The 24,223-nt window shown below is 67.7% G+C and carries 23 protein-coding genes; 6 read left to right on the top strand and 17 right to left on the bottom strand.

Annotation, left to right across the window (positions count from 1 at the left end):
• A partial coding sequence (locus RR928_RS00115; RefSeq protein ID WP_332549060.1) for an ATP-dependent DNA helicase occupies positions 1 to 1,317 on the top strand: 1,317 nt, incomplete at its 5' end.
• Between the two features lie 249 nt (positions 1,318 to 1,566).
• Positions 1,567 to 2,538, top strand: a complete 972-nt coding sequence (locus RR928_RS00110) for a Bug family tripartite tricarboxylate transporter substrate binding protein (protein WP_332538889.1) — start codon at positions 1,567 to 1,569, stop codon at positions 2,536 to 2,538.
• A 75-nt stretch (positions 2,539 to 2,613) separates the two neighbouring features.
• Here the strand turns inward: RR928_RS00110 and RR928_RS00105 are convergent, their stop codons facing one another.
• The 8 genes from RR928_RS00105 to RR928_RS00070 all read right to left on the bottom strand — a co-directional run bounded on the left by RR928_RS00105 (position 2,614) and on the right by RR928_RS00070 (position 11,987).
• Positions 2,614 to 2,964 (bottom strand): DUF3325 domain-containing protein, encoded by a 351-nt coding sequence (locus tag RR928_RS00105; protein WP_332549062.1) that lies wholly within the window; start codon positions 2,962 to 2,964, stop codon positions 2,614 to 2,616.
• Positions 2,961 to 4,628, bottom strand: a complete 1,668-nt coding sequence (locus RR928_RS00100; protein WP_332549064.1) for a PepSY-associated TM helix domain-containing protein — start codon at positions 4,626 to 4,628, stop codon at positions 2,961 to 2,963. Before RR928_RS00100 ends, RR928_RS00105 begins: the two co-directional genes overlap by 4 nt.
• Position 4,629: 1 nt before the next feature.
• Complete coding sequence (locus tag RR928_RS00095) at positions 4,630 to 4,926, bottom strand: DUF3649 domain-containing protein (protein ID WP_332538893.1); 297 nt, start codon at positions 4,924 to 4,926, stop codon at positions 4,630 to 4,632.
• Positions 4,927 to 4,928: 2 nt separating this feature from the next.
• Complete coding sequence (locus tag RR928_RS00090; RefSeq protein ID WP_332681115.1) at positions 4,929 to 7,154, bottom strand: TonB-dependent siderophore receptor; 2,226 nt, start codon at positions 7,152 to 7,154, stop codon at positions 4,929 to 4,931.
• A gap of 273 nt (positions 7,155 to 7,427) precedes the next feature.
• On the bottom strand, positions 7,428 to 9,956 hold the full coding sequence (locus tag RR928_RS00085) for a TonB-dependent siderophore receptor (protein WP_332681113.1): 2,529 nt from the start codon (positions 9,954 to 9,956) through the stop codon (positions 7,428 to 7,430).
• Positions 9,957 to 10,059: 103 nt separating this feature from the next.
• Positions 10,060 to 10,875: a dioxygenase family protein gene (locus tag RR928_RS00080; protein WP_332538896.1), complete on the bottom strand. Its 816-nt coding sequence runs from the start codon at positions 10,873 to 10,875 to the stop codon at positions 10,060 to 10,062.
• 66 nt (positions 10,876 to 10,941) lie between these two features.
• The gene (locus RR928_RS00075) at positions 10,942 to 11,337 is read right to left on the bottom strand and encodes a DoxX family protein (RefSeq protein ID WP_332538897.1); all 396 of its coding nucleotides are present in this window, start codon (positions 11,335 to 11,337) and stop codon (positions 10,942 to 10,944) included.
• Positions 11,338 to 11,354: 17 nt separating this feature from the next.
• Positions 11,355 to 11,987 (bottom strand): NADPH-dependent F420 reductase, encoded by a 633-nt coding sequence (locus tag RR928_RS00070; RefSeq protein WP_332549071.1) that lies wholly within the window; start codon positions 11,985 to 11,987, stop codon positions 11,355 to 11,357.
• A gap of 154 nt (positions 11,988 to 12,141) precedes the next feature.
• Here RR928_RS00070 and RR928_RS00065 point away from each other — a divergent pair, with 154 nt between their 5' ends.
• Positions 12,142 to 13,038, top strand: a complete 897-nt coding sequence (locus RR928_RS00065) for a LysR family transcriptional regulator (RefSeq protein WP_332538899.1) — start codon at positions 12,142 to 12,144, stop codon at positions 13,036 to 13,038.
• On the opposite strand, the gene RR928_RS00060 is transcribed toward RR928_RS00065, so the two are convergent.
• The 5 genes from RR928_RS00060 to RR928_RS00040 all read right to left on the bottom strand — a co-directional run bounded on the left by RR928_RS00060 (position 13,035) and on the right by RR928_RS00040 (position 18,170).
• The gene (locus RR928_RS00060) at positions 13,035 to 14,015 is read right to left on the bottom strand and encodes a FecR domain-containing protein (protein ID WP_332549074.1); all 981 of its coding nucleotides are present in this window, start codon (positions 14,013 to 14,015) and stop codon (positions 13,035 to 13,037) included. The two genes, RR928_RS00065 and RR928_RS00060, sit on opposite strands and share 4 nt — an antisense overlap.
• Before the next feature lie 5 nt (positions 14,016 to 14,020).
• A complete protein-coding gene (locus RR928_RS00055; protein ID WP_332538902.1) occupies positions 14,021 to 14,524 on the bottom strand; it encodes a sigma-70 family RNA polymerase sigma factor in 504 nt (167 codons plus the stop codon).
• Positions 14,525 to 14,652: 128 nt separating this feature from the next.
• Positions 14,653 to 16,143 carry an aldehyde dehydrogenase family protein gene (locus RR928_RS00050; protein WP_332681109.1) on the bottom strand — a complete coding sequence of 497 codons (1,491 nt, stop codon included), beginning with the start codon at positions 16,141 to 16,143 and terminating at the stop codon, positions 14,653 to 14,655.
• A gap of 62 nt (positions 16,144 to 16,205) precedes the next feature.
• Entirely contained in the window at positions 16,206 to 17,165 is a 960-nt protein-coding gene (locus tag RR928_RS00045) for a Bug family tripartite tricarboxylate transporter substrate binding protein (protein WP_332681106.1), read from the bottom strand.
• 93 nt (positions 17,166 to 17,258) lie between these two features.
• Complete coding sequence (locus RR928_RS00040; RefSeq protein ID WP_332681104.1) at positions 17,259 to 18,170, bottom strand: dihydrodipicolinate synthase family protein; 912 nt, start codon at positions 18,168 to 18,170, stop codon at positions 17,259 to 17,261.
• Between the two features lie 101 nt (positions 18,171 to 18,271).
• Here RR928_RS00040 and RR928_RS00035 point away from each other — a divergent pair, with 101 nt between their 5' ends.
• Positions 18,272 to 19,168 carry a LysR substrate-binding domain-containing protein gene (locus tag RR928_RS00035; RefSeq protein ID WP_332538906.1) on the top strand — a complete coding sequence of 299 codons (897 nt, stop codon included), beginning with the start codon at positions 18,272 to 18,274 and terminating at the stop codon, positions 19,166 to 19,168.
• A 9-nt stretch (positions 19,169 to 19,177) separates the two neighbouring features.
• Here the strand turns inward: RR928_RS00035 and RR928_RS00030 are convergent, their stop codons facing one another.
• The 4 genes from RR928_RS00030 to RR928_RS00015 all read right to left on the bottom strand — a co-directional run bounded on the left by RR928_RS00030 (position 19,178) and on the right by RR928_RS00015 (position 22,545).
• Positions 19,178 to 19,939: an alpha/beta fold hydrolase gene (locus RR928_RS00030; RefSeq protein ID WP_332538907.1), complete on the bottom strand. Its 762-nt coding sequence runs from the start codon at positions 19,937 to 19,939 to the stop codon at positions 19,178 to 19,180.
• A 67-nt stretch (positions 19,940 to 20,006) separates the two neighbouring features.
• Positions 20,007 to 20,993 (bottom strand): Bug family tripartite tricarboxylate transporter substrate binding protein, encoded by a 987-nt coding sequence (locus RR928_RS00025; RefSeq protein WP_332538908.1) that lies wholly within the window; start codon positions 20,991 to 20,993, stop codon positions 20,007 to 20,009.
• Between the two features lie 42 nt (positions 20,994 to 21,035).
• Positions 21,036 to 21,314 carry a muconolactone Delta-isomerase gene (gene catC, locus RR928_RS00020; protein ID WP_159911137.1) on the bottom strand — a complete coding sequence of 93 codons (279 nt, stop codon included), beginning with the start codon at positions 21,312 to 21,314 and terminating at the stop codon, positions 21,036 to 21,038.
• Positions 21,315 to 21,369: 55 nt separating this feature from the next.
• A complete protein-coding gene (locus RR928_RS00015; protein ID WP_332538909.1) occupies positions 21,370 to 22,545 on the bottom strand; it encodes a muconate cycloisomerase family protein in 1,176 nt (391 codons plus the stop codon).
• Positions 22,546 to 22,690: 145 nt separating this feature from the next.
• On the opposite strand from RR928_RS00015, the gene RR928_RS00010 reads away from it, so the two are divergent.
• Positions 22,691 to 23,608: a LysR substrate-binding domain-containing protein gene (locus tag RR928_RS00010; RefSeq protein WP_332681097.1), complete on the top strand. Its 918-nt coding sequence runs from the start codon at positions 22,691 to 22,693 to the stop codon at positions 23,606 to 23,608.
• 142 nt (positions 23,609 to 23,750) lie between these two features.
• Positions 23,751 to 24,223: acyl-CoA dehydrogenase family protein (locus RR928_RS00005; protein ID WP_332549082.1), on the top strand; the 473-nt coding region annotated here is incomplete at its 3' end.

Raw genomic sequence — 24,223 nt, 5'->3', positions numbered from 1 at the left:
CTGCGCGAAGTGGCGCTGGCGCACGAAGTCTGCCCCTACTACCTCACGCAGGAAATGGCGCGCTGGAGCGATGTCGTGATCGGCGACTACAACTACTTCTACGACGGCGCGGCCATGCTGCACGCGTTGACCCAGGCCAATCACTGGAAGGTCGGCGTGCTGGTCGACGAAGCGCACAACCTGCTGGACCGCGCGCGCAGCATGTACACCGCGGAGCTGTCGCCGCTGTCGCTCGCGGCCGCGCGCAAGGGCGCCAAGGGCCGCATACGCACGTCGCTGGACGCGCTCAACCGCGCATGGAATGCGCTGCACCAGAACCAGCAGCAGACCTACGAATGCCATTCCGAGGTGCCGCTGGACTTCATGGCCGCGCTGCAGAAAGCCATCTCGCTGATTGCCGAAGCCAACGCCGACCAGCCCATGCTGCCCGGCGACCCGGTGCTGGGCTTTTATCTCGAAGCCCTGCAGTTTGCCGTGCTCGAGGAGAAGCTCGACGAGAACGCGCTGTTCGACATCACCTTGCTGGCGCCGCAGCGCGGGCGCAAGCGCGCGTCCATGCTGTGCATTCGCAACGTGATTCCCGCGCCGCACCTGCTCGCGCGCCATGCGGCAGCGCATGCCACGGTGCTGTTCTCGGGCACGCTGAGCCCCGCGGCCTTTTACCGCGACACGCTGGGCCTGCCTGCCGACACCCCGTGGATAGACGTGCCCGCGCCGTTCAAGGCCGCGCAGCTGGCGGTGCATATCGTGCGCGATGTCTCCACGCGCTACCAGGACCGCGAAGCGTCCATAGACCGCATCGTGGCGCTGATCTGCGACCAGTTCCACAAGCGCCCGGGCAACTACCTGTGCTTTTTCAGCAGCTTCGACTATCTGGAGCGCGTCGCCGACGCGCTGTGCGCTCGCCCCGATGCACCGCCGGTATGGCGCCAGGTGCGCGCCATGGGCAACGACAGCCGCCAGGCTTTCATAGACCGCTTCCAGGCCGGCGGCCAGGGACTGGGTTTTGCGGTGCTGGGCGGCGCGTTCGGCGAAGGCATAGACCTGCCCGGCGACCGGCTGATAGGCGCGTTCATCGCCACGCTGGGCCTGCCCCAGCTCAACCCGGTCAACGAAAGCATGAAGCGCTGCATGCAGCAGCGCTTCGGCACGCGTACCGGCTACGACTACACCTATCTGTTTCCCGGCCTGCGCAAGGTGGTCCAGGCCGCGGGCCGTGTGATCCGTTCGGAAAACGACACCGGCGAGCTGTTCCTCATGGACGACCGCTTCGCGCGCGATGAAGTGCGCCGGCTGATGCCGGTGTGGTGGGGCTGAGCTTTCAATGACCCGGGGCCAGTCGCCTGGCGGCGAGCGCAGCCCAGTCCCACTGGCCGCCGATGTTGCATCCGTGCAATCGATCGCTTCACCGCTGCAACACCGGCAGATCACAGACTGCCATCGGAGCGCCACGATCAGGAGAAAAGCTTGTCAATTCAACGACTTGGAATCTCGTGGTTTACCCCTATCGCGGCTGGCACACAGTTTGCGGTTTCACTGCGATAACCATGAATCCAGGAGACTTCGATGTTCTTGAATCGCCGCCATCTGATGGCCTATGCCGTTTTGCTGACCCCGCTGGCCCATGCCGCCGACCCGGTGGACAACTGGCCGGCACGCCCCATTCGCCTGGTCGTGCCGTTTGCCGCCGGAGGCGCCAATGACCTGATGGCGCGCGCGGCCGCCGAAGGCGCGTCCAAGGTGCTGGGCCAGCCCGTGGTGATCGACAACCGACCGGGCGCGGGCGGCACCGTGGGCGCCGACATCGTGGCCAAGGCCGGCGCCGACGGCTACACGCTGCTGGTCAGCGCTGCGGGCGTGATTTCCAACAGCATGATCAAGAAGAGCATGCCTTTCAAGGATGACGCGCTGCAGCCCGTGGTGATGATAGGCCTGGCGCCATCGGTGATCGTCGTGCCCAAGAATGCGCCCTACAACAACCTGCGCGACTTCGTCGAAGCTTCCAAGAAGGGCCATGGCTTCAACTTCGCCACCGCGGGCACCGGCAGCACGCCGCACTTCGTCGCTGAAATGCTCAACGTCAAATACGGCGCCCAGCTGCAGCCCGTGCCCTACAAGAGCGGCTCCGAAAGCACGACTGCCGTGCTGGGCGGCCAGGTAGAGGGCACCTCGGAGGCCAGCATCATCGCCCTGCCCCACATCCTGCATGAAGGCAAGTTCAAGGCCTTGGCCACCACCTGGACGCAGCGCATCTCGGCCTACCCCCAGCTTTCCACCGCCGTGGAGCAGGGATTTGCCGATCTGCAGATCGCGCACTGGGCCGGCATCCATGCGCCCAAGGGCACGCCGCCGGCCATCCTCGACAAGCTTGCGGCGGCCGTGGACAAGGCCATGAAGGAGCCCGCGACCGTGGAAAAGCTCAAGGGCCTGGGCATAGAGCCCATGGGCGGCAGCCGCCCCGAGTTCGTGAAGTTCGCCGATGCCGAACGCAAGCGCCTGGGTGAAATCGTCAAGGCCGCGAACATGCAGGAGAAGTAACTCCTGGCGGGCGCCGCAGCCGCCGCGCCGGCGCCAAGCCCGCGGCGCTTACGGCGCTTACGGCGCTTACGGCGCTCACGGCGCGATGCCAGCCCAGGCCAGCGCCAGCAGCGCGCCCGGCCCGAGCGCACAGGCCGCGCGCGCGGCCCAGCGCGGCGCGGCGCTGATCGCGGCCACGCAGCCTACGGCGCCGGCCGACATCAAGCCCAGCCAGGCAACGCTGCCCACCGTCGCGCCCCAGGCCCAGACACAGGGCAGCAAGGCGGCCAGCAGCAGCGCCGCCCCCAGGCAGCGCAGCCGCCGCGCGGGCGGTGTGCCGCGCGTGCCCGTGAGCTGCTCGTAGTGGCGCTCCATCGCAAACGCCAGCGCGGCCATGCCGGCAAATGCCAGCCCCAGCGACAACAGACCCGCAAGCCACTCGCTCATGCTTTCACCTCTGCTTCGACGCTGGCGCCGGAGCGACGCACGCTGCCCGCAATGGACTTGCGCCGCGCCATCGAGCGCCGGCCCCAGACCGCCGCCAGGCCCGTGGCCAGCGCAAACAGCTCCACGCCCGCGCTTTCCCAATCGCCGCGCAGCAGCTGCGCGCCCAGGTGATCGCCCACCGTGAGCGCATTGAGCAGCGGCAGCAGCAGGCACAGCGCGGCCAGCAGTCCCAGTTGCTCCTTCCAGGCGGCCGCGGCCGGGCGCGCGAGCGCATGCACCAGCGCCAGCGCCCATACGCCAAAGAAGACCGCGAGCTCCCAGTCGTCACGGTGGGCCAGGCCCAGCGGCACCAGGCGGTTGGCCCAGAGAAAGCTGATGCAGGCCAGGCCCAGGCCGGCAATGGCGGCGACATTCGCGGCTTCTATCAGCCGGTAGACGCGCGCCGTCGCGCTGCCGAATTCGCCCAGATGCCGCGAGCGGCGCTTGACGATGAACAGGATGGCGCCCGTGGCCATCATCGCGCTGCCCGCCAGGCCGCAGAGAAAATAAAGCCACTTGAGCGCGAACCCGCCGAACGCGACCATGTGCAGCCCGGCCAGCACCGACTGCGTGAGCGAGGCCTTGCCGCCGTCGACGCCGCCGGGCAGGCGCACCTGCAGCACTTCGCCCGTGGCCGCGGAAAACATCGCCAGGCCGCTGCTGGGGCTCAGGCGCTGGCGCGCGCCCGCGTCCTCGTTCCAGCCATAGACGCCTATGCGCGCCGCCGCGTCGCCCGGGTGATCGATCACCACGGCGCGCACCGGCTGGCCCATCAGCTGCTCGCCGCGCCGCGCAAACGATTCGAGGGCCGGCAGCGCCATGGGCTGGCCCGAAGGCCGGGGCTTGCCGGGTTCGTTGAGCGCGGCCTGGAAAGCCATCGCCCCGTCCGCGCCGAACTGCGTGACCACGCCCGCGGGCATGAATGTCAGTCCGGAAATCACGATGCCGGTATAGGCAATCATGAACTGGAACGGCAGCGTCAATACCGCCACCGCGTTGTGCGCATCGAGCCAGCTGCGCTGGCCCTTGCGCGTGCGGAAAGTGAAGAAGTCCTTGAAGATGCGCTTGTGCGTGATGACGCCGCTGACCAGGGCCACAAGCATCGCCATGGCGGCAATGCCCACGATCCACAGCCCCACCTTGCCCGCGTGCAGCTCGTAATGGAAGTCGACGAAATGGTGGCCGCCCAGCGTCTGGCGTGCGGGCGCATGGTCCGCCGCGGCCAGGGCTTGCCCGGTGGCCGCATCGAGTTCGGCCGAAGCGTACTGGCGCTGGCTGTCGAACCAGAAAACGCGCAGCTCGCCCGCGCCCTTGGCATCGGCCGGCCACAGCTCCCACATGCCGGCGCCCGCATGGTGCTCTTGCATATAGGCCACGCCCCAGTCCAGGCGCTGGCCCAGCGACGCCGTGGGCTTGGCCGGAGCAGCCAGAGCGGCAGCCTCCTCGGCGTGGTGTTCGGGCGTCATCCAGTGGGTGATGGGCTCCTCGAACACCGCCAGCGTGCCCGTGAGAAACACCGCGAACAGCAGCCAGGAGAACCACAGTCCGCACCAGGTGTGCAGCCAGGCCTGGGCCTGGCGGAAACCGCCCTGCCCGGCGCCGGAAGTTGCTTGTGCCTTGGCCATCTCAAGCGCCCCAGCGCGGCAGCAGCGCCGCCAGCGCGGCCAGAGCGGCCGAGGGCAGCAGCAGCCCGGCCCAGACCCGGCCCGGCGGCACGGGCGAGAACGCCCAGATCACCGCCGCCACATAAAGCGCAAAGCTCAGCTGCACGCCCGCGAGCACGGCCTCGGCGCCGCCGGGAAACACGGCCCCGGCAAACACGCTCCAGGCGCTGGCCAGCAGATAGCCGCCGAACACGGCGGCCAGCACGCGCGACACGACTGGCAGGGCACGGCCCTGCCGGGGGATGGCGATTTTTGTCACGTTCAGAATTTACCTTGCAGCGTCACCACCACGGCGCGCTTTTCACCATAGAAGTTGCCATAGCCCGCGTAGCCCACGGTGCTGTAGTAGGCCTTGTCGAATAGATTGCTCACGTTGACCGCAACTTTCCAGTCCTTGTCGATGGCGTAACCCAGGCGCGCCGACCAGACGGCGTAGCCGGGCGATGTGAACTGGTAGGGTGTCCAGGCGCCGTCATAGCCGCCGGTCGCGGGGTTGTAGGCGCTGATGCCCGACGCGCGGTAATGCGCGGCCTGGGCCACCACTCCCGCGCCCAGGCTCCAGGCCTGCAGGCTGCCGCCAAAACGGTAATCGCCCCAGGCCTTGAACAGATGGCGCGGCGTCACCGTGCTGAAGCGCGCGTCGTCGGCGCGCTTGTTGACGTTGTCGTTGAAGGTATAGCCCACGGCCACCTGCAGGTTGGGCGAGACGCGGCCGGTCAGCTCCAGGTCTATGCCGCGGCTGCGCAGAAAGCCGTCGCGAAAGTAGCAGCAGCCGCCACGCCAGTCGGTCTGCGGATAGTCGGGATCGACCACCGCCTCGCCTTTCTTCTCGGTGTGGAACAACGCGGCGCTGGCCGTCAGGCCCTGGAGCCATTCACCCTTGATGCCCAGCTCGTAGCTGCGGCCGCGCACGGGATCGAGCGGCGCGCCGGGCAGCGGCGCCGAGAACTTGCCGGCCTGCGACTGGTAGATCTCGGCCGTGCTGGCATAGATGCTGGCGCGGGGCGACAGGTCGTAGACCACACCGGCATACGGCACGAACACATGGCCTTCGCGGCTTTGCGAGGTCAGGCTGCCGTCCATGTCGTGCTGGCTGCTGCGGTCCTGCAGCGTGTAGCGGCCGCCCAGGATCACCGCCCAGTCGTCAAGCGGACGCAGGCGCACCGAGCCGTAGAGGCCCGACTTCTGCAGCCGGGTCTGCGAGCCGCTGGTCCAGTCGCCCAGCGGATAGCCGGGATCGGCCGGCGGCGTGCGGTTGAGGATGTCGGCCGGGCCTATGCGCGGCCAGAGGCTGCGCGTGACATCGCGCGTGCGCTGCAGATCGGCGCCGAGGATCAGATCGTGGCGCCGGCCGAACGCATCGAAGCCGCCCTGGGCGTTGAGGTCCAGGCTGGTTTCGCGCGTCTTCGACTTGCTCTGGTGTATCCACCAGTCGGCACCGACCAGCGTGCCGGGCGCGGGCGCGCTCTCGATCTCGGCGCCGTTGACGCCCTCGTTGAAACGCGTCTGGCGCAGCTGTGCCTTGAGCTGCCAGCCCGCCGCAAGCTGGTGCTCGAGCTTGGCGAACAACGCGGTGTTCTCGCGCTCTATCCAGTTCCAGGGCGCGCCCATATTGGTATTGCGCGACAAGCCCAGATCGCTGCCATCGGCATAGCGCGGCAGGCTCGCGTTGAAGCCCGTGTTGCGATCGGTCTGGTGGCTGCTGCCCAGCGTCAGCAGCGTCTCGGGCGCCAGATCGAACTCCAGCGTGCCGTACAGCATCTGGCGCTTGAGGCGCGAAGGCTCGGCCATTTCCTTGCGGTCGTGGGTCACGGCCACAAGGCGCGCGCGAATGCTGCCTTCGGCGTTGAGTGCGCCCGTGGTGTCGAGTTCGGCGCGGTAGTTCGCCATGCTGCCGCCCGACAGCAGCACCTGGGTCTGGCGCTGGGCCAGCGCGCGCTTGTAGGTGTAGTTGATCACGCCGCCGGCTTCGCCTGCGCCGAACAGGCCGTCGGCGCCGCGCAGCAGCGCCACGCTGTCGAACTGCGCCATGTCCTGGCTGCGGCTGCCCGAACGCGTCGACGTCGCACCGCCGCCGTCATAACGGATGTTGCTGATGGTCAGGCCGCGCGCGGAGTAGGTCGTATCGAGCCAGCTTTCCTCGCGCGTCACGCCCGTGGTCTGGGCCATGACGTCATCGAGCGTGCGCAGCGCCTGGTCGTCCATGCGCTGGCGCGTGACCACCGTCACCGACTGAGGGATCTCGCGCAGCGACTGCGCGGCCTTGCCGACTTCGACGGCGCGTGGCGTGTAGGCGCCGCTGGCTTCGCTGTAGACGCTGGGCGCGGATTTCTCGGTCACGCGCACTTCGTCGAGCGAGACCGAGAAGTCCGCTTCCTGGGCCAGGACGGCGGCGGGCAACAGACTGACCAGGCAGGCGGCGGCGGCCGTGGCGCGCAGCGCGGGCAAGGCCTGGTGGCAGGAGCAAGGGAGACGGCGTTGTGGCATAGAGCGGTTTGGGGACATGGGCCTGGAGAGCGACCCGGCCCGGAGTGCCGCGCGGCGACGCCATGGCCCGGCACAACCCGGGCGGGCGGCAGGAATGCTGTGGCTGGAGCGGTCGCGACCATTCGTGGCTGGCAGACTACAAGCGAATGGGAATGAATCTCAATCGCATGACTGGCGGCGATTCTAGGGCGGCCGCCCGGCGTCTGCACAGCCTGTTGCAAAAATGGAACAGGCAGCACGACCCGTCCCCAGGGCCGCGCCGTCAGACCCTGCTCAGAACTGGTAGCGCAGCGTCACCGACGCATTGCGCGGCTCGCCGTAGAAGCCGGTTTCAAACAGGCCCAGGCCCGAGTAGTACTTGGTGTCGAACAGGTTCTTGATGTGCAGCGCCGCCGACAGCTGCTGGCTGAACTGGTAGCGCGCCATCAGGCCGACCAGCGAATAGCCCTTCTGGCGGATGCTGGCGTAGTCATTGGCCACGGGATGCCAGACGCGGCCGTCGGTCGCGCTCTGCCAGGCGACGCTGGCGCCCACCGTGAGCGCGTTCCAGTCGCCGCGCAGCCGGTAGCTGGTCGACAGCCGCAGCGTCTGCGCGGGCTGGGTCAGCATCTGCGTGGCGCCGTAGACGCGTTCGCCCTGGGCATTGCGCACCTGGGCATAGGCATAGCCGGCCTGCAGGTTCCAGCCCGGTGCGATCTCGCCGCTGATCTCGGCCTCCAGGCCCTTGCTGGTCACGCCCTTGATGGGCCGGTAGACCGACTCGCCGTCGACGAAATCGACATACTCGGCCAGGTTGTCCTGCTGGATGCGGAATGCGGCCAGGCTGGCGTTGACGCGGCCGTCGAGGAATTCGCCCTTGACGCCGGCTTCGAAGCTCTTGCCTTTGACTTCCGGCAGGAACTGGCGGTTGGCATCGCGCGAGGTCTGCGGCGAGAAGATGCTGGTGTAGCTGCCGTAGACCGAATAGCGGTCGTCGAGGTCATAGACCACGCCGGCGTAGGGCGTGACCTGGCCGCGCGTGCGCATGCCGCTTTCCAGCGCCGGCGTCACGCCGTCGCTGTAGACGCGGCTGTCGCTGGCGTCGACGCGGCTCACGCGCGCGCCGACAATCACCGACAGCGCGTCCGTGGGCCGCAGCCGCGTGGCGCCGTAGAACGACGACTGGCGGCGCTTGTCCTCATACGCCGCGATCGGCGGGAAAGCCGGCTGCGCATAGTCGCCGTTCCAGCCAAAGATGCTGCCGGGCAGCGCCGGGTACAGCGACTCGGACCAGGGGCCGTCCGTGTTGGTATCGGACCAGGTCGCGCCGAACATCGCCTCATGCTTGCGGCCCAGCAGCTCGTACGGGCCCGACAGGCTTGCGCTGAGCGTATTCTGCGTGCGGTTGCCGCGGAAGTCGCCCATGAAGAAGTACATGCCTTCGCCGCTGACCGGGTCGGGATAGCCGCCGCTGGCCGAGCCCAGCAGCGAGCGGTGCTTGCTGCTTTCGCTGTTGGCGCTGAGCTTGAACTTCCAGTCGTTGGCCAGCTGCTGCTCCAGCGTCGCAAACAGGTTGCGCGAAGTGAGCTTGCGCTGGCTCCAGGTGGTCGCGGGATTGAAGGAACGGTCCCAGTCGGTGCGGCTGCCGTCGCTGAAGAACAGCGGAAATCCCGTCCAGGTCGAGCCGCGCGGATCGGTGTTCTGGTAGTCGGCGCCCACCGTCAGGCGCGTGTCGCGCGTGAGATCGGCCTCGACCACGCCATAGAACACGCTTTTCTTCTGCTGGTAGTGGTCCAGATGGGATTCACGGTCCTGGTAGGCCGCGACCACGCGGCCGCGCACGCTGGCGCTGGCATTGAGCGGGCTCGACAGATCGAGCTCGGTGCGCGCGTTGTTCCACGAGCCCAGGCTGGCCGTGACCGCGCCCGCGAACTGTTCGCTGGGGCGCTTGCGGATGAAATTCACCGCGGCCGATGGATCGCCCGTGCCGCCCATCAGCCCGGTCGCGCCCTTGACGATTTCCACGCGGTCGAAAATCGTCATGTCGCTGTTGGTCGCACCCCAGTCGTAGACCCCGTCATAGTCCTTGGCCACGCCGTCGTACTGGAACTGGGTGATGGAGAAACCGCGCGCATTGAAGCTCGAACGCTCGCTGTCGTAGCTTTGCACCGTGATGCCCGCGGCCTGGCGCATCACGTCCGACACGCTGGTGCTGCCCTGGTCGTCCATCTGCTGGCGCGTGACCACGGTGACCGACTGCGGCGTCTCGCGCAGCGCCAGGCTCAGGCCGGTGGCGCCGGCCGAAGGCCCGGCCACATAGCTGCCCGAGCCGTCGGTGCGGCCGTCGCCGCGCGCCGCGGCCGTGACGGTCACCGCGGCCAGCGTGGCGCCGCCCGCGCCCTGCGACGTGGGAATGGCGCGCAGCGCATAGCCGCCGCCGGCCGAACGCACGACCATCAGGTCCGTGCCCTTGAGCGCCTGCTCCAGCGCCTGCTGCACCGCGAACTGGCCGTTGACGCCGCCGCTGCGCAGGCCGTCGGTGATCGTCGAATCGAACGTCAGCAGCGCGCCCGCCTCGCGGCCGAGACGGTTGAGCACGGTTTCCAGCGGACCCGCGGGAATCGCGTACAGCCGCTGCGCCGCGCCCTGCTGCGCAGCCGCCTGGGCCCGGGCCGGCTGCGGTGCGAGCGCGGCGGCAACGGCCAGGCTCGCCAGCGTGCCCGCGCACAGCACGCGCAGCGCCAGCGCCACAGGGCCGGGACGCATGGGCACGCAGTCGGGAGAATCGGCAAAGGGAAGCTGCTGCACAGTCTGGAGGCGCATGGAAAGCCTTGAGAAAAGAGATGGATGAATGGAGCTGTGAGCGCACATTCCTGCGCTCCTTGCCCTGATGACACCCAGCTGTGCGCAATCAGCTCATTTATTTTCAGGCCCTTGCGTGCACGCCCGGCTGGGGCCAGGCAGGGTCCAGGCCAAAGCCGAACGAGTCCATCGACAGCACGCCATTGGTCATGCCGCCGGGAATCAAGGCGGCGGCTTCGTGCGCCGCGCTCGCGCCCAGCGCCACCAGCAGCGGCAGGTAATGTTCCTCGGTGGGATGCGCGCGCTCAGCATGCGGCGCGCGGACACGGTATTCGACCAGCGCCTGCGCGTCACGGCGCGCGACGGCATCGGCAGCCCAATCGGCAAACGCCTGCGCGTACTCCGGGTCGCTGATGTGCGAGCGGAACTCGTAGAGGTTGTGCGTGAGGCTGCCCGAGCCGACGATCAGCACGCCGCGGTCGCGCAGCGGCGCCAGCGCCCGGCCCAGTTCGAGCGCGCCCTGGGTAGTCATTCTTGCGGGCAGCGACACCTGCAGCACCGCAACGTCGGCCGCGGGCTTGAGATAGCGCAGCGGCACCCAGGCGCCGTGATCGAGGCCGCGCTGCGCGTCCAGCGTCGCGGGCAGGCCGGCGTCGGCAAGCATACGGACAATCTCGGCGGCAAGTTCGGGCGCGCCCGGCGGCTCGTAACGCAACGCATACAGCGGTTCGGGGAAACCACCGAAATCATGGATGGTTTCGGGACTGGCCGTGGCCGCGACACGGATGTCGCGCGTCTGCCAGTGCGGCGACACCACGACGATGGCCGACAGATCCTGCAGCGCTGCGCCCAGCTGCTGCAGATGCGGCCCGAGTTCGCCGGGTTCGAGCGCGAACATCGGCGAGCCATGGGAGATGAAGAGAGAAGGTGCGCGAGACATGGTGAAACTCCAGGGTCGGCGGGCGCGCTGCGCCCGCGTCTTGTGGGTGGATGCGGGCAGCGTCCTTTATGACGCCTGCACCTTGCGCCGGCCGATCAGCGCATCAATGCTGAAGGCACCTGCTCCCTGTGCCGCGAGCAGCAGGAAACCTCCGGCCATGCCGATGTTCTTCCAGAAGTTGATGGCCTGCATCGTATCGCCGAAGTTCGCGTGGAAAACCAGCGCGGTGACGACCGAGAAGCCTGCCAGGGCCAGTGCGACCCAGCGCGAGAACAGGCCGGCCGCGATGGCCAGGCCGCCGCCGAGTTCCAGCAGGATGACCAGCGGCAGCAGCGCGCCGGGCACGCCCATGGCTTCCATGTATTGCTGGGTGCCCGCATAGCCGCTGATCTTGCCCCAGCCCGAAATGATGAAAAGCAGCGAGAGGCCTATGCGGCCCAGCAGTGAGAGGGTGGCGTTCATGGTGTTTTCCTTGGCGATCAGTTGCGATGTATCCAGGTGGGGGCGATCTGCGTGCCATGGCCCGCGCCATAGGCGAAATAGATGTTGAGGCCGGCCACCGGCTCGAGATAGCGCGCATTCTTCAGGGCGCCCGCGTCTATCGGCGTGAAGCCCATGCTCTCGGCCAGCGCCCGCACCGTCTGCTTGGCGCGCTCGTCGTCGCCGGCATAGAACACCGGCACGTTCTGGTCGGCGGAAAACGCCGGACCTTGGGCCAGCACCTGGGCCAGCACCGTGTTGAACGCCTTGACCACCTGGGCGCCGGGCAAGGCCTTGGCGATCTCTTCGGCCGCCGATGTGTCATGGCCCAGCGTCAGGCCCATGTAGTCGGGCGTCAGCGGGTTGGTGATGTCGATCACGATGCGGCCTTGCAGCGAACCCAGGGCCTGCAGCGCGGGAACGGCATCGGCGTAGCCGGTGGCGACGATGACCACCTGCGAGTCGCCCAGCGCCTCGCTGGCGACTGCGGCGCTTGCGCCGGGGTGGGCGGCGGCCAGGGCCTGGGCCTTGGCCGGGTCACGCGCGGTGACGCGCACCTGATGGCCGGCGGCGGTGAGTTGCTTGACGAAGCCCGCGCCCATGTTGCCGGCGCCGATGAGAGTGATGTTCATGATGGAAATCCTGTTGCGAAGTGGAGGGACCTGATTCGTCGCTTGCCAGTTTTGGCTGGCATGGATGAACTTTATTGGTTTGTACTTTGCAGATAAATCCTCTTATGATGGACAAATTGTTCCGAAATTTGAGACTATGGATCTTTTTCAAGCCATGAAGACTTTCACTGCCGTGGTCGAGGCCGGCAGCTTTGTGGGTGCGATGGATTCCGCAGGCCTGTCCAAGCCCGCGGTCTCGCGCCATGTCAATGAACTCGAGGCCCACCTGGGCACGCGCCTGCTGCAGCGCACCACGCGCCGCCTGTCGCTGACCAGCGAAGGCCAGGCCTACTACCAGCGCTGCAAGGAAATACTCGCGGCCGTGCAGGAAGCCGAGGGCGAGGTCGGGGTCAGCGCGCTGCAGGCGCAGGGGCGGCTGCGCATAGGCGCGCCGCAGACTTTCGGCGCGCTGCATCTGGCGGCGCTGTGGGGGCGTTTCGCGGCCGACAATCCACAGGTCACGCTGGACATTGTTCTGTCGGATCGCGTGGTTGATCTGGTCGAGGAAGGCTACGACCTGGTGATACGCATCGCCCGGCTGTCCGATTCCAGCCTGGTGAGCCGCGAGCTGGCGCGCACGCGCATGGTGCTGTGCGCCTCGCCGGATTACCTCGCGCGCCAGGGCACGCCCATGCACCCGCAAGAACTCACGCGCCACGCCGTGATTTCCTATTCCTACTGGTCATCGGGCGACAACTGGAGCTTCGCGGGCCCCGCAGGCGAAGTGACCGTGCGCACGCATTCGCGCATCCACGCCAACAATGGCGACACCTGCCGGGCCGCGGCACTGGCCCACCAGGGCATCATTCTGCAGCCCGACTTTCTGGTCCATGAAGACCTGCGCAGCGGCGCGCTGGTGGAGCTGATGCCCGATTTCCGCGCCGCGGAACTCGGCATCTTCGCGGTCTATGCCACGCGCAAGCAGCTGCCGCTCAAGGTGCGCCGGCTGGTGGACTTTCTCGTCGACGCGCTGCATGCACCGTCCTGGGCGCAATCCAGGCAACGCGCCTAAGCCGGCCGCACCATCACCCAGTAGCGCGAGAAGAAGTGCACCTGCACGGGCAGCGCGCTGGTCAGCGCAGCGAGCACGCGGTCGGTGTCGGCCAGCGGGTAGGCGCCCGACACCCGCAGGTGGGCGACGGCCGGGTCGCAGCCCAGCCGGCCGCGCCGGTAGCGGCCCAGCTCGGCAAGAAAATCGTCCAGGCGCATGCGCGCTGCGACCAGCATGCCGTCGGCCCAGGCGCCTGCGGCGTCATCGAGCGCACCCGTGCTGTGCGCCTGCAGCGCAGTGAACCTGCCCTGCTCGCCGGCGTTCAGCCGCTGCGTGGCCTGCGCTGCGCGCGCGGGAGTCAACTCGACCGCGCCCTGCAGCACTTCGACGCTGACGCTCGCCGCACGCTCGCGCACCGTGAAGCGCGTGCCCAGCGCGCGCACGCGGCCCAGCGCGGTCTCGACAACGAACGGCCGGCGCTGGGCATCGGCCGCGGTCTGCACCAGGATTTCACCGCGCACCAGCTGCACCACGCGCTGCGCACTGCCGTAGCGGATGTTGATCGCGCTGTCGGTGTTGAGCACGACGGCACCGCCATCGGGCAGCGCGAGCCGGCGCTGCTCGCCCAGCGCCGCGACTTCATCGGCGGCCCAGGCGCGCCAGGCGGGTGTCTGGCGCAGCAGCGCGAAGCTGCCGCCGGCCACGACCAGGCCCGCGAGCAGCTGCACGCTGCGCCGCCTTCGCGGCGCATGCGGGCCCGCGAGCGTGGCGCGCGCCAGCGGCAGCGAAATGCCGGCCATCTGCCGGCCCACGGATTCGATGCGCTGCCACGCGGCTTCATGCTCCGGACTTTGCGCGCGCCATTGCTGCCAGGCCGCGCGCTGGCGCGCAGAGACCGGCGCGCCGCGCAGCGTCAGCCACCACTGCACCGCCTGTTGGGCGACTTCGGCGGGAATGCCAGGCTCGTTATCGCCCGCGGTGTCATGCAAGGCCTGCATCGCGCCTACTCCGGGAAAAAGCAGCGCAGCGCGGCCTTGGCCAGGTGGCGCTTGACCGTGGACACCGAAATGCCCAGTTCGGCCGCGATCTCGCCATGGCCCAGTCCTTCGATCTGCGCGAGCAGGAAGGCCTGCTTGGCCAGCGCGGGCAGATGGCCCAGACGGCGGTCTATCTCGATCAGCGTCTCGAGCACCATCAGCCGTGCTTCGGGCGGTGGTGCAACCGGTTCGGGCAACGCCGCCAAGGCATCAAGGTAGGCCTGCTCGATCGCGCGCCGGCGCACCTGGTTGAGCAGCAGATTGCGCGCCACCGTCACCAGATAGGCGCGCGGCTCCTGCAAGGGTTCGCCGCCCTGACTGCACAGCAGCTTGAGAAAAGTGCTTTGCGCAAGATCGGCCGCGTCAAACGCATTGCCGACTTTCTTGCGCAGCCAGCCCTGCAGCCAGCCATGGTGGTCGGCATAGAGCGCGGCGATTTCGCTGTGGGCGGAAGGTTGTACGGCAGGCATGGGCGGGGTCCCGATTCTCCCGCGGCACGACAAGACCGCAATGAACAAGAATCATTCCCATCCGATTGTAGCCATACCCCCATGTGCTGCAGAAAACCAGGAAAAGCCGCGCAACGCGCGGCCCATCCTCAGAAAAAAGCGCCTTCCTTGGCCAGCAGCCACTGCGGCGCATCCTGCAGCGCCAGCGGCCGCAGGAAACGTTCGATCGCCGCATAGCCCACCGACGTGGTGAACGGCGCGGTCGATGCCGGAAACGGCCCGCCATGGTGCTGGGCGGCGGTGACCGCCACGCCCGTGGGCACGCCCGAGAACAGCACGCGGCCCGACACCTGCACGGCCTTGCGCACCAGCGCCAGCAGCGCCGCGTCAGGCAGCTCGCCGCCTGTAGGCACACCCCATAGCGTCGTGGTCAGGGTGCCGCCAATGGCATCCAGCACCGCCACCGCCTGCTGCATGTGATCGACGCGCACCACCAGCGCGGCCGAGCCGAACACTTCCTCGTGCAGTGCGTGATCGGCAATGAACTCCGCGCCATCGACCTGGGCCAGAAACGGCTGGGGGCCGCCTTCACGCGGCGCGCCGTCGACCAGCACCTGCAACCTGGCATGGGCGCGCCATTGGCCCACGCCGCGCTCGAACGCCGCGCGTATGCCCGCATTGAGCATGGCATGCGGCGCCAGCGCGGCCAGGCGCGTGGCCAGCTGCTGCACGAAGGCCTCGCCCGGCCCATCCTTGAACACCACGATCACGCCGGGGCTGGTGCAGAACTGCCCTGCGCCCAGGCAGATCGAATCGGCCAGCGTCTGCGCCAGCGCGTCGGCGACGCCTGCGCCGCCCCCCAGCGCCGCGGGCAACACCACCAGCGGGTTGACCGAACCGAGTTCGCCGTAGAAAGGAATCGGCCGCGCGCGCTCGGTCGCCAGCCGCGCCAGCGCCGTGCCGCCCTTGAACGATCCCGTGAACGCCACGGCCGCAATGGCCGGTGCCTGCACCAGCTGCACGCCCACTTCGATGGCCGCGCCTTCGACCAGCTGGAACACGCCCGCGGGCAGTCCGCATTGCGCGACCACCGAGGAGGCGATGGCCGCGACGTCGCGCGAGAGCTGCGCGTGGCCGGGATGGGCCTTGAGCACCACGGGACAGCCCGCGGCCAGCGCGCTGGCGCTGTCGCCGCCCAGCACCGAGAACGCGAACGGAAAATTGCTCGCGGCAAACACCGCGACCGGGCCCAGCGGCGCCTGGATGCGCGTGAGCCGCGGCCGGCCCGCGGGCGGGGCACCGGCGATCGCCGCTTCATCGAGAAAGGCCTGGGCCGCGCCCTGCTCCAGCGCGTCGGCAAAGCCGCGCAGCTGGAAAGCGGTGCGCGCCAGTTCGCCTTCGAGCCGCGCCAGGCCCAGCGCCGTTTCGCGGTCGGCAACCGGCAGCAAGGCCGCGGAGTTGTCGGCCAGGGCCTGGGCCAGCGCGCGCAACAACGCGGCGCGATGGGCATTCGTCGTGGCCGCAAAAGCGTCGGCGGCCGAGGCGGCGGCAGCGACGGCGGCGTCTATCTGTTCAGGCGTGGATTCGCCCCAGGCAGCGCCCAGCAAGGCGCCGCTGCGGGCATCGGTGGATTGCATCATCTTGGTTCTTCCAATGGAAAAGGCGCCGCTGAAGGCGCCCGAATTCAGTCCCTGCCCGCCGCTCACTCGGGCTGAATGCCAGCGGCCTTGATGATCCTTCCCCAGCGCTCGTACTCGGCAATCTGGAAGCGGTTCATTTCATCGGGCGAAGACAGCGCGACTTCCATGCCCGACTGTTCGGCCACGTTGCGCACCGCCGCGGTCTGCATGGCGTTGCGCATCAGCGCATTGAGCTTCTGCACCACGGGCGCGGGCGTGGCCGCGGGCGCGTAGAGCGCGTTCCAGTAACCGAACTCATAGCCCGGCAGCGACTCGCTGATCGCCGGCACGCCGGGCATCAGCGACAGCCGGCCGGGGCTGCTCAGGCCCAGCGCCTTGAGCTTGCCGGCCTTGACCTGGGGCACGGTGGTCGCCAGGTCGACGATCATCAGATCGGTCTGGCCGGCAATCAGGTCGATGACCGCGGGCGGGTTGGCCTTGTACGGCACATAGTTGAACTTGGTGCCTGTCATCTGCTGGAACAGCTCGGTCGCGACCTGGGCCGACGAGCTGCCCGAGCCGTAGTTGAGCTTGCCCGGCTGGCGCTTGGCCAGGGCCACGAGTTCGGCAATGCTGTTGACACCCAGCTTGGGGTTGACCACCAGCAGCAGCGGGCCCTTGGCCAGCAGCGCCACGGGCGCGAAATCCTTGAGCGGGTCGTAGGCCAGCTTCTTGAGCAGGTGCGGGTTGGCCGACTGCGTGGTGTTGGTCGTCATGAACACCGTGTAGCCGTCGGGCTGGGCGCGCGCCACCTGCTGGGCCGCAATGCTGCCGAAGGCGCCGGCGCGGTTCTCGACAATCACCGACTGCCCGGTTTCCTTGCCCACTTCGGCGGCCACGGCGCGCGCCAGGCCGTCGGTGGCGCTGCCCGCGGTCGAGCCGATGACGATGGTGATGGGACGCGCGGGAAAGTTCTGGGCGGAAACAACGGAGCACAGCGGAGAAAGCAGTGCGAGGGCAAGGAGAGTGCGGCGTGCAGGCATGGTTTGTCCTTAATAGTTATGGGTCGCTCACAGGGGAGAGGCGCGCGGCGGCGGCACAGCCCGCCGCCGCGGCGCGCAAGGCGCGGAAGTTGCTCAGGCCTTCCAGCCGTTGAGCAGCGCTTCGAGCTGCTGCTGCTGGGTGGCGCTCAGCGGCCAGGCCGACGGCGCGCGCGTCGCGCCGCAGTCGTTGCCCATCCATTGCAGCGCGGCCTTGACGACGGTGACGTTGGCGCCGTTGTTCTCCTGGGCGCGCAATTCCTCGAACGGCAGCATCTGGCCGATCAGGCGCATCGCCAGCGGGTAGTCGGCTTGCTCGAGCGCGTTGTAGATCGCCACCGAACGCTCGGGAAACACATTGATCAGGCCCGACGTGAAGCCGCGCGCGCCCACCGCATACAGCGGCGGCGCCCAGACTTCGGCCAGACCGCCGACCCAGGCGAGATCGCGATCGGCGGTGCGGCGAATGATTTCGGCCAGCAGCAGCGGCGTGGGCGAAGCCCACTTGACGCCCACGACCTCGGGAATGCGGCACAGCGCCTCAATCGTTGCCAGGCCGATGTTTTCATTGCGCAGATAGAGCACCAGCGGCAGGCCTTCGGCGGCCTCGGCAATCTGCTGCACATAGGTGACCACGCCGCGCGGCGCGACAAACGGGTCTGGCGGCTGGTGCACCATCAATGCCGCGGCGCCGGCCTTCACGGAGGCCTTGGCCAGCGCACGCGCCTCGTGCACGCTGCGGCCCACGCCGCCGAGCAGCGGCACGCGCCCGGCCACGCATTCGGCCGCCACATGCACCATGCGTTCGGCCTCCTGCGCCTGCAGCCCATAGAATTCACTGGTGTTGCCGTTGGCCACCAGCACATGCACGCCGGCATCGACGGCGCGGTCGACCACGGGCTGCAGCGGTGCGCTGCAGATGGCGTCCTGCGCATCGAAAGGCGTGACGAGAATGCCGGAAATGCCGTTGAGCGCTGCGCGCAGTGCCGGGCCGGTAAATGAAGTCATGTGGGCTCCCAGAAGACTGTTGGTCGAAAACAGCAACTCTAGAAGTGCATCGAGGCGGCGTCCAATCCAGACATCGGATGCCGCAATTCAATAAATGAATCATGTTCCAACTGTCCCAACTTCGCTGTTTCGTGGCCGTCGCTTCCGAGCTGCATTTCGGCCGCGCGGCCACGCTGCTGAACATGACCCAGCCGCCGCTGACGCGGCAGATCCAGCTGCTGGAACATGAAGTCGGCGTGCAGCTGCTAGAACGCGCGGGCGGCGCGGTGCGTCTCACGGTGGCCGGCAAGATCTTTCTGCGCGAAGCCGAGGACATACTGCGGCGCAGCCAGGCGGCAACCATTGCCGCGCGCCGCGCCATGCAGGCCGAAGCCGGCAGCGTGACGCTGGGCTTCATTCCCGCGGCCAGCTTCACGCTGCTGCCCCAGCTGCTGGCCTTCGTGCGCGCGCGCCTGCCCGACGTGCACCTGGTGCTGCGCGAGATGCAGTCGGTCGATCAGATCGAGGCCCTGGGCGCGGACCGCATCGACATCGGCATAGTGCGGCCGTTTGCGCCGCGCAGTTTCAGCGCCTGTGCCCCCTTGCTGCGCGAGCCGTTCATGCTCGCCATGCCGCTCGATCACGCGCTCGCGGCGCTGGACGAGGTCCCCCTGAGCGCGCTGCAGGGCCAGGCCTTCATCGAGTTCTGCCCTTCGGAGTCACGTTATCTGTACGAGATCGTTGCCGGCCAGTTGCGCGCCAATGGCGTCGCGCCCGAAACCGTGCAGACGCTGAGCCATACGCATTCGATCCTGGCGCTGGTCGACGCGAACGTGGGCATCGCGCTGGTGCCGCGTTCGTCCATGAAGCTGCGCTATGCCAACGTCTGCTTCAAGCCCATCGCCAATGTGAGCGGACTCGACGTCGAAATGCACCTCGCCTGGCGGCGCGAAGGCCGCCATGGCGTGGCAAACACGCTGCGGGAATTGCTGCAGGCCGGGTTTCCCGCGCCGGCCTGAGCCGCCCGCTCAGACGCGCTGGATGAAGCCGTCGAGCAGCTGCGCAAACGCCTCGGGCTGCTCGACGCAGCTGATGTGCGCGGCCTCGATGGTCGCCAGCTCGGCGCCGGCAATGCCGTCGGCGATCTGCTGCGACAGCGCCATGGGCGTGGCCGCGTCCAGCGTGCCGCCAATGACCAGCGCCGGGCAGCGGATGGAAGGATTGGTCAGGTGCAGTTCAATGCCCCCGACCGCGGCGCAGGCCTGGGCGTAGGGCTTGGCAGGAATCCGCACCAGCGCTTCGCGCATCTGCGCCACGCGCTGCGGATTGCGCGCCAGGAAATCGGGCGACAGCCAGCGCTGCAGCGCGCCGTCGGCAATGGCCGCCACGCCCTGCGCCGCCACGGTCTCGATGCGCGTGCTCCAGCCCTGGCGCGCGGCGGCATCGTAATGCGCGGCCGAGTTGGCAATGGTGATGCTGCGCACGGTGTCGGGGTGGAGCGCGGCAAGCGCCTGGGCCGTCATGCCGCCCATGGACACGCCGGCAAAATGCACCGGCCCGCGCCCCAGGCGCGCAATCAGCTCGGCCGCGTCGGCGGCCAGATCATGCATGTTGAAATCCGCGCCGCTGGCCGGCGAGCGGCCATGGCCGCGCTGGTCGTAGCGCACGACGGTATAGCGGTCCTGCAGCAGTGCGGTGACTTCGTCCCACATGTGCAGGTCGCAGCCCAGCGCGTGGCTCAGAACGATGACGGGACCTTGTCCCTGGACGATGGAATGCAATTCGGGCATGGCAGCAGCGGAAAAAAAGAGGGCCAAATGGAAAAAGGGCCTGCAAGCAGGCCCGGTAAGGATAAGGTCAATCCACCTTGATGTTGGATTCCTTGATCAGCTTGGTCCAGCGGTCGGTCTCGGTCTTCAGATGGGCGGCCAGCGCCTGCGGCGTGCTGCCTATGGGCTCGGCGCCAATGGCGCTCAGGCGCTTCTTGACTTCGGGGTCGTTCATCGCTTCGTTGAGCGTCTTGCCCAGCTTTTCAACGATGGGCGCGGGCGTTCCGGCGGGCATGAAGGTCGCGAACCAGGGCGAAACCTCGTAGCCCGGAACGCCGGCTTCGGCCACCGTGGGCACGTCAGGCAGCGAAGGCGAGCGCGTCTTGGTGGTGATGGCGATTGCGCGCAGCTTGCCGGCCTCGATATGGGGGCGTGCCGAAGTGATGCTGTCAAACATGAAATCGACCTGGCCGCCGAGCAGATCGGTGACTGCCGGGCCGCTGCCGCGGTAGGGCACATGCAGCATCTTCACGCCGGTCAGCGAAGTGAAGCTTGCACCCGCGAGATGGATCGAAGTGCCGTTGCCGGCCGAGGCATAGGTCAGCTTGTCTGGGTTCTGCTTGGCCTTGGCAATCAGGTCCTTGACGCTCTTCACGTCCGACTGCTTGGGTCCGGCAACCAGGATGTTGGGCACCACGGCCAGCAGGCTCACGGGCGCGAAATCCTTGATCGGGTCGTAGCTGAGCTTGTTGTAGAGCGCGCCATTGGTCGCCATGCCTATCGACGTGATCATCAGCGTATAGCCGTCGGCCGGTGCCTTGGCAACCGCGTCGGCGCCGATGTTGCCGCCCGCGCCCGCCTTGTTCTCGATGACGAAAGGCTGGCCCAGCTTGCGGCCCGCGACTTCGCCCAGCGTGCGTGCAATGGCGTCCATCGCGCCGCCCGGCGGAAACGGCACGATCCACTTGACCGGCTTGTCGGGCCAGTTGCCGACGGCACCCTGGGCAAAGCTGGAAACGGCGCAGGCGGCAAGCGCCGCGCCCAGCAGGGTTTTTTGCAGAAAGCGGTTTTTCATTTTTTGTCTCCTTCAGAGGTTCTTGGTGCTGGACAGCGACGCTCAGGCGATGGCCGAGGGGTGGCGCGCCAGCGGCGTCACATCGATGTCCATATAGGGGAACAGCGGCAGGCCCTGCAGCAGATCGTGCAGTTCGTCGTTCGACGCCACATTGAAGACGCTGTAGTTCGCGTATTCGCCGACCACGCGCCAGATCGACTGCCAGCGGCCGTCGCGCTGCAGTTCCTGCGAATAGGCTTTTTCGCGCAGCTTGATTTCGTTGACCTGCTCGGCGGGCAGGTCATGGGGAATGCGCACATCCATGCGGACAAGAAACAACATCGGAAACTCCTTTGATGGTGGGGCCGCAGGCGTACAACATGCGGCCGGAAAAATGTCAGGCGCGCGCCGCGCCCAGGTCCACGTGCAGCGGCTGCTGGCCGGCAAGCGCGCGGTCGAAGCGATCGAGCTGGCTCAGCGACACCGTAACGCCGTAGCCCGGGCCGTCGGGCAGCTGCAGCGCGAAGTCGCGTATGGCCATCTGCTGCTCGACGATGTCGTCGACCAGCAGCTGCGGGCCGAACAGCTCGCAGCCATGGTGGGCGCCGGGCAGCGTCGCAAAGACATGGGCCGAAGCCGCGCTGCCTATCGACGTTTCGAGCATCGTTCCGCCATACCAGCCGATGTCGGCGGCCTCGGCCACGGCCGCGACCTTGCGCGTGCGCAGCAGTCCGCCGTGCTTGGCAACCTTGAGCGAGAACACATGCGCGGCCTGTTCGCGCGCCAGCATCATTGCTTCCTGCGGCGTGCAGACGGTCTCGTCGGCCATGATCAGCGCGCCCTTGAGTTCCTGCGTCAGCTGGCGCAGCGCGGGAACGTTCCACTTGGCCACGGGCTGTTCGATCAGCGTCACGCCGGCTTCGATGAGCTGGGGCAGATAGCGGCGCGCGGTATTGCCGTCCCAGGCCTGGTTCACGTCCACCGTGAGCGTCGCGCTATCGGGCAGACCGCGTGCGATGCGGCTCACATGGGCCACGTCGTCCTGCGGCGCGCGCGCGCCTATCTTCATCTTGAAGATACGGTGGCGGCCCTGCTCCAGGCGCAGCTGGGCTTCCTGCAGGTCGCGCTCCACATCGCCGCTGGCCAGGGTCCAGGCCAGGGGCAGGCTCTGGTGCAGCTTGCCGCCCAGCAACTGCGAGGCGGGAATGTCCAGCGTGCGCGCCAGCGCATCGATCAGCGCCATTTCCACGGCCGATTTCGCGAACGCATTGCCCTTGCAGGCCAGGTCCATGCGTGCCAGCACCTGTTCGATGCCGCCGGCCAGCTGCCCGAGCACCGCGGGCGCCAGGTAGTTCTCGATCGCATGCGCAATGCTTTCAGGCGACTCCTCGTTCCAGGATGGACCGCCAATGGTTGCGGCCTCGCCGAAGCCGCAGGCGCCGTTGCGCAGCCACAGCTGCACGATGACCGGGCTCTGGCGCTGTATGGAACCAAACGACAGCTTGTGCGGGCGGATGGTGGGGATGTCCAGGATGCGCACCTGGATGCGTTCGATGGTGAATTCGTTGCTCATGCGGATCTCTTTGCTGCGGCGGGGCAGGAAGAAAAATGCCGCTGGAGTACAGCTTAATGTCGGTTATTTAACCAATCCAATGATTTATTTCTGTTGATTCATTCGATAATTTCGAACGTTTAACTTTCTGCACTTGCTTGCTTCCATGGAAATCCGCCAGCTGCGTTACTTTCTCGACATCGCGCGTACCGAGCACCTCACGACCTCGGCCAAGCAGTTGTTCGTCACCCAGTCGACGCTGTCCCACGGCCTGCGCCAGATAGAGGAAGAGCTGGGCGTGCCGCTGTTCGAACGCGTGGGCCGGGGCCTGAAGCTGTCGCAGGCCGGGCGGGTCTTCAAGGACTATGCGGCGCGCGCACTGCAGGAGCTCGAAGCCGGGCGCATGGCGCTGGCCGATCTGGCAAGCCTGCAAGCCGGCCAACTCACCGTGGGCGTGATTCCGACTTCACTGCACACGCTGGTGCCGTCGGCCGTGGCGACGTTCAACGCGCGCTACCCCAAGATCCATGTGGTGCTGCGCGAACTGCTGGCGCCCGAGATCGAAGCGCTGCTGCTCAGCGGCGATCTCGACATGGGCATGGCGTTTCATCCTGCGGGCGTCGAGGGTGTCGACTCCGAGCCGCTGTTCGAGGAACACATGCAGTTTGTCGCCCATGCCTCGCACCCGCTCGCGGCCCAGGCGCCCTTGCAGCTGCAGCAATTGCAGGACGTGCCGCTGGCACTGCTGTCGCGGCGCTTTGCGACGCGGCGCCTGCTCGAGGAGCACTTTCGCGCCGCGGGCGTGCAGCCCAGGGTCATGGTCGAGATGGAGTCGGTGCACGCGCTGATCGCCGCCTGCCACTGCGGGCCGCAGCTCGCCTGCATCGTTCCGCAGCGCGCCGCCGCGCTGCACGGCCAGGGGCTTTGCGCGCTCGGCCTGCAGCCGCCGCTGCTGCGCACCGCGAGCCTGCTGTGGAATGCGCGCACCTCGCGCAGCGCGGCCGCGCAGGCGTTTGCGGGCCTGCTCATCGAGAGCGTGCAGCAGCAATGGAGCGCGCCGGCGGCCTCCTCCATTCATGCATGAATCTCATATCTGGATGCAAACAAATCGTTTGCCTGGGTAAGAACATCGGCCTACGATCGGCTCCAGTTCCTGCCCACCATGCGCAAACTGCAGCAAGGTGGCCGCAGCCCCCCGCTACCCACCGCATCCGAGGAGACACAACATGGCCGGCAACTTCCAATGGGACGATCCCTTCCAACTCGACCAGCAGCTGACCGAAGACGAGCGCATGGTGCGCGATGCCGCGCGCGACTACTGCCAGGGCCAGCTGGCGCCGCGCGTGCTGGAAATGTTCCGCCATGAAAAGTCCGACATCACCATCTTCCGCGAGATGGGCGAGCTGGGCCTGCTGGGCCCGACCATAGGCACCGAATACGGCGGCGCCGGCCTGAACTATGTGAGCTACGGCCTGGTGGCACGCGAGATCGAACGCATCGATTCGGGCTACCGCTCCATGGCCAGCGTGCAGAGCTCGCTGGTGATGGTGCCGATCAACGAATTCGGCAGCGAAGAACAAAAGCAGAAGTACCTGCCCAAGCTGGCCAGCGGCCACTTCATCGGCTGTTTCGGCCTGACCGAACCCGACCACGGCTCCGACCCGGGCTCCATGGCCACGCGCGCCCACAAGGTGGACGG

This window comes from Comamonas sp., assembly GCF_036666375.1.
Lineage (GTDB): Bacteria > Pseudomonadota > Gammaproteobacteria > Burkholderiales > Burkholderiaceae_C > Comamonas.
Note: the sequence above shows the minus strand (reverse complement) of the source record. Positions and strands in the feature narration are given on the sequence as shown.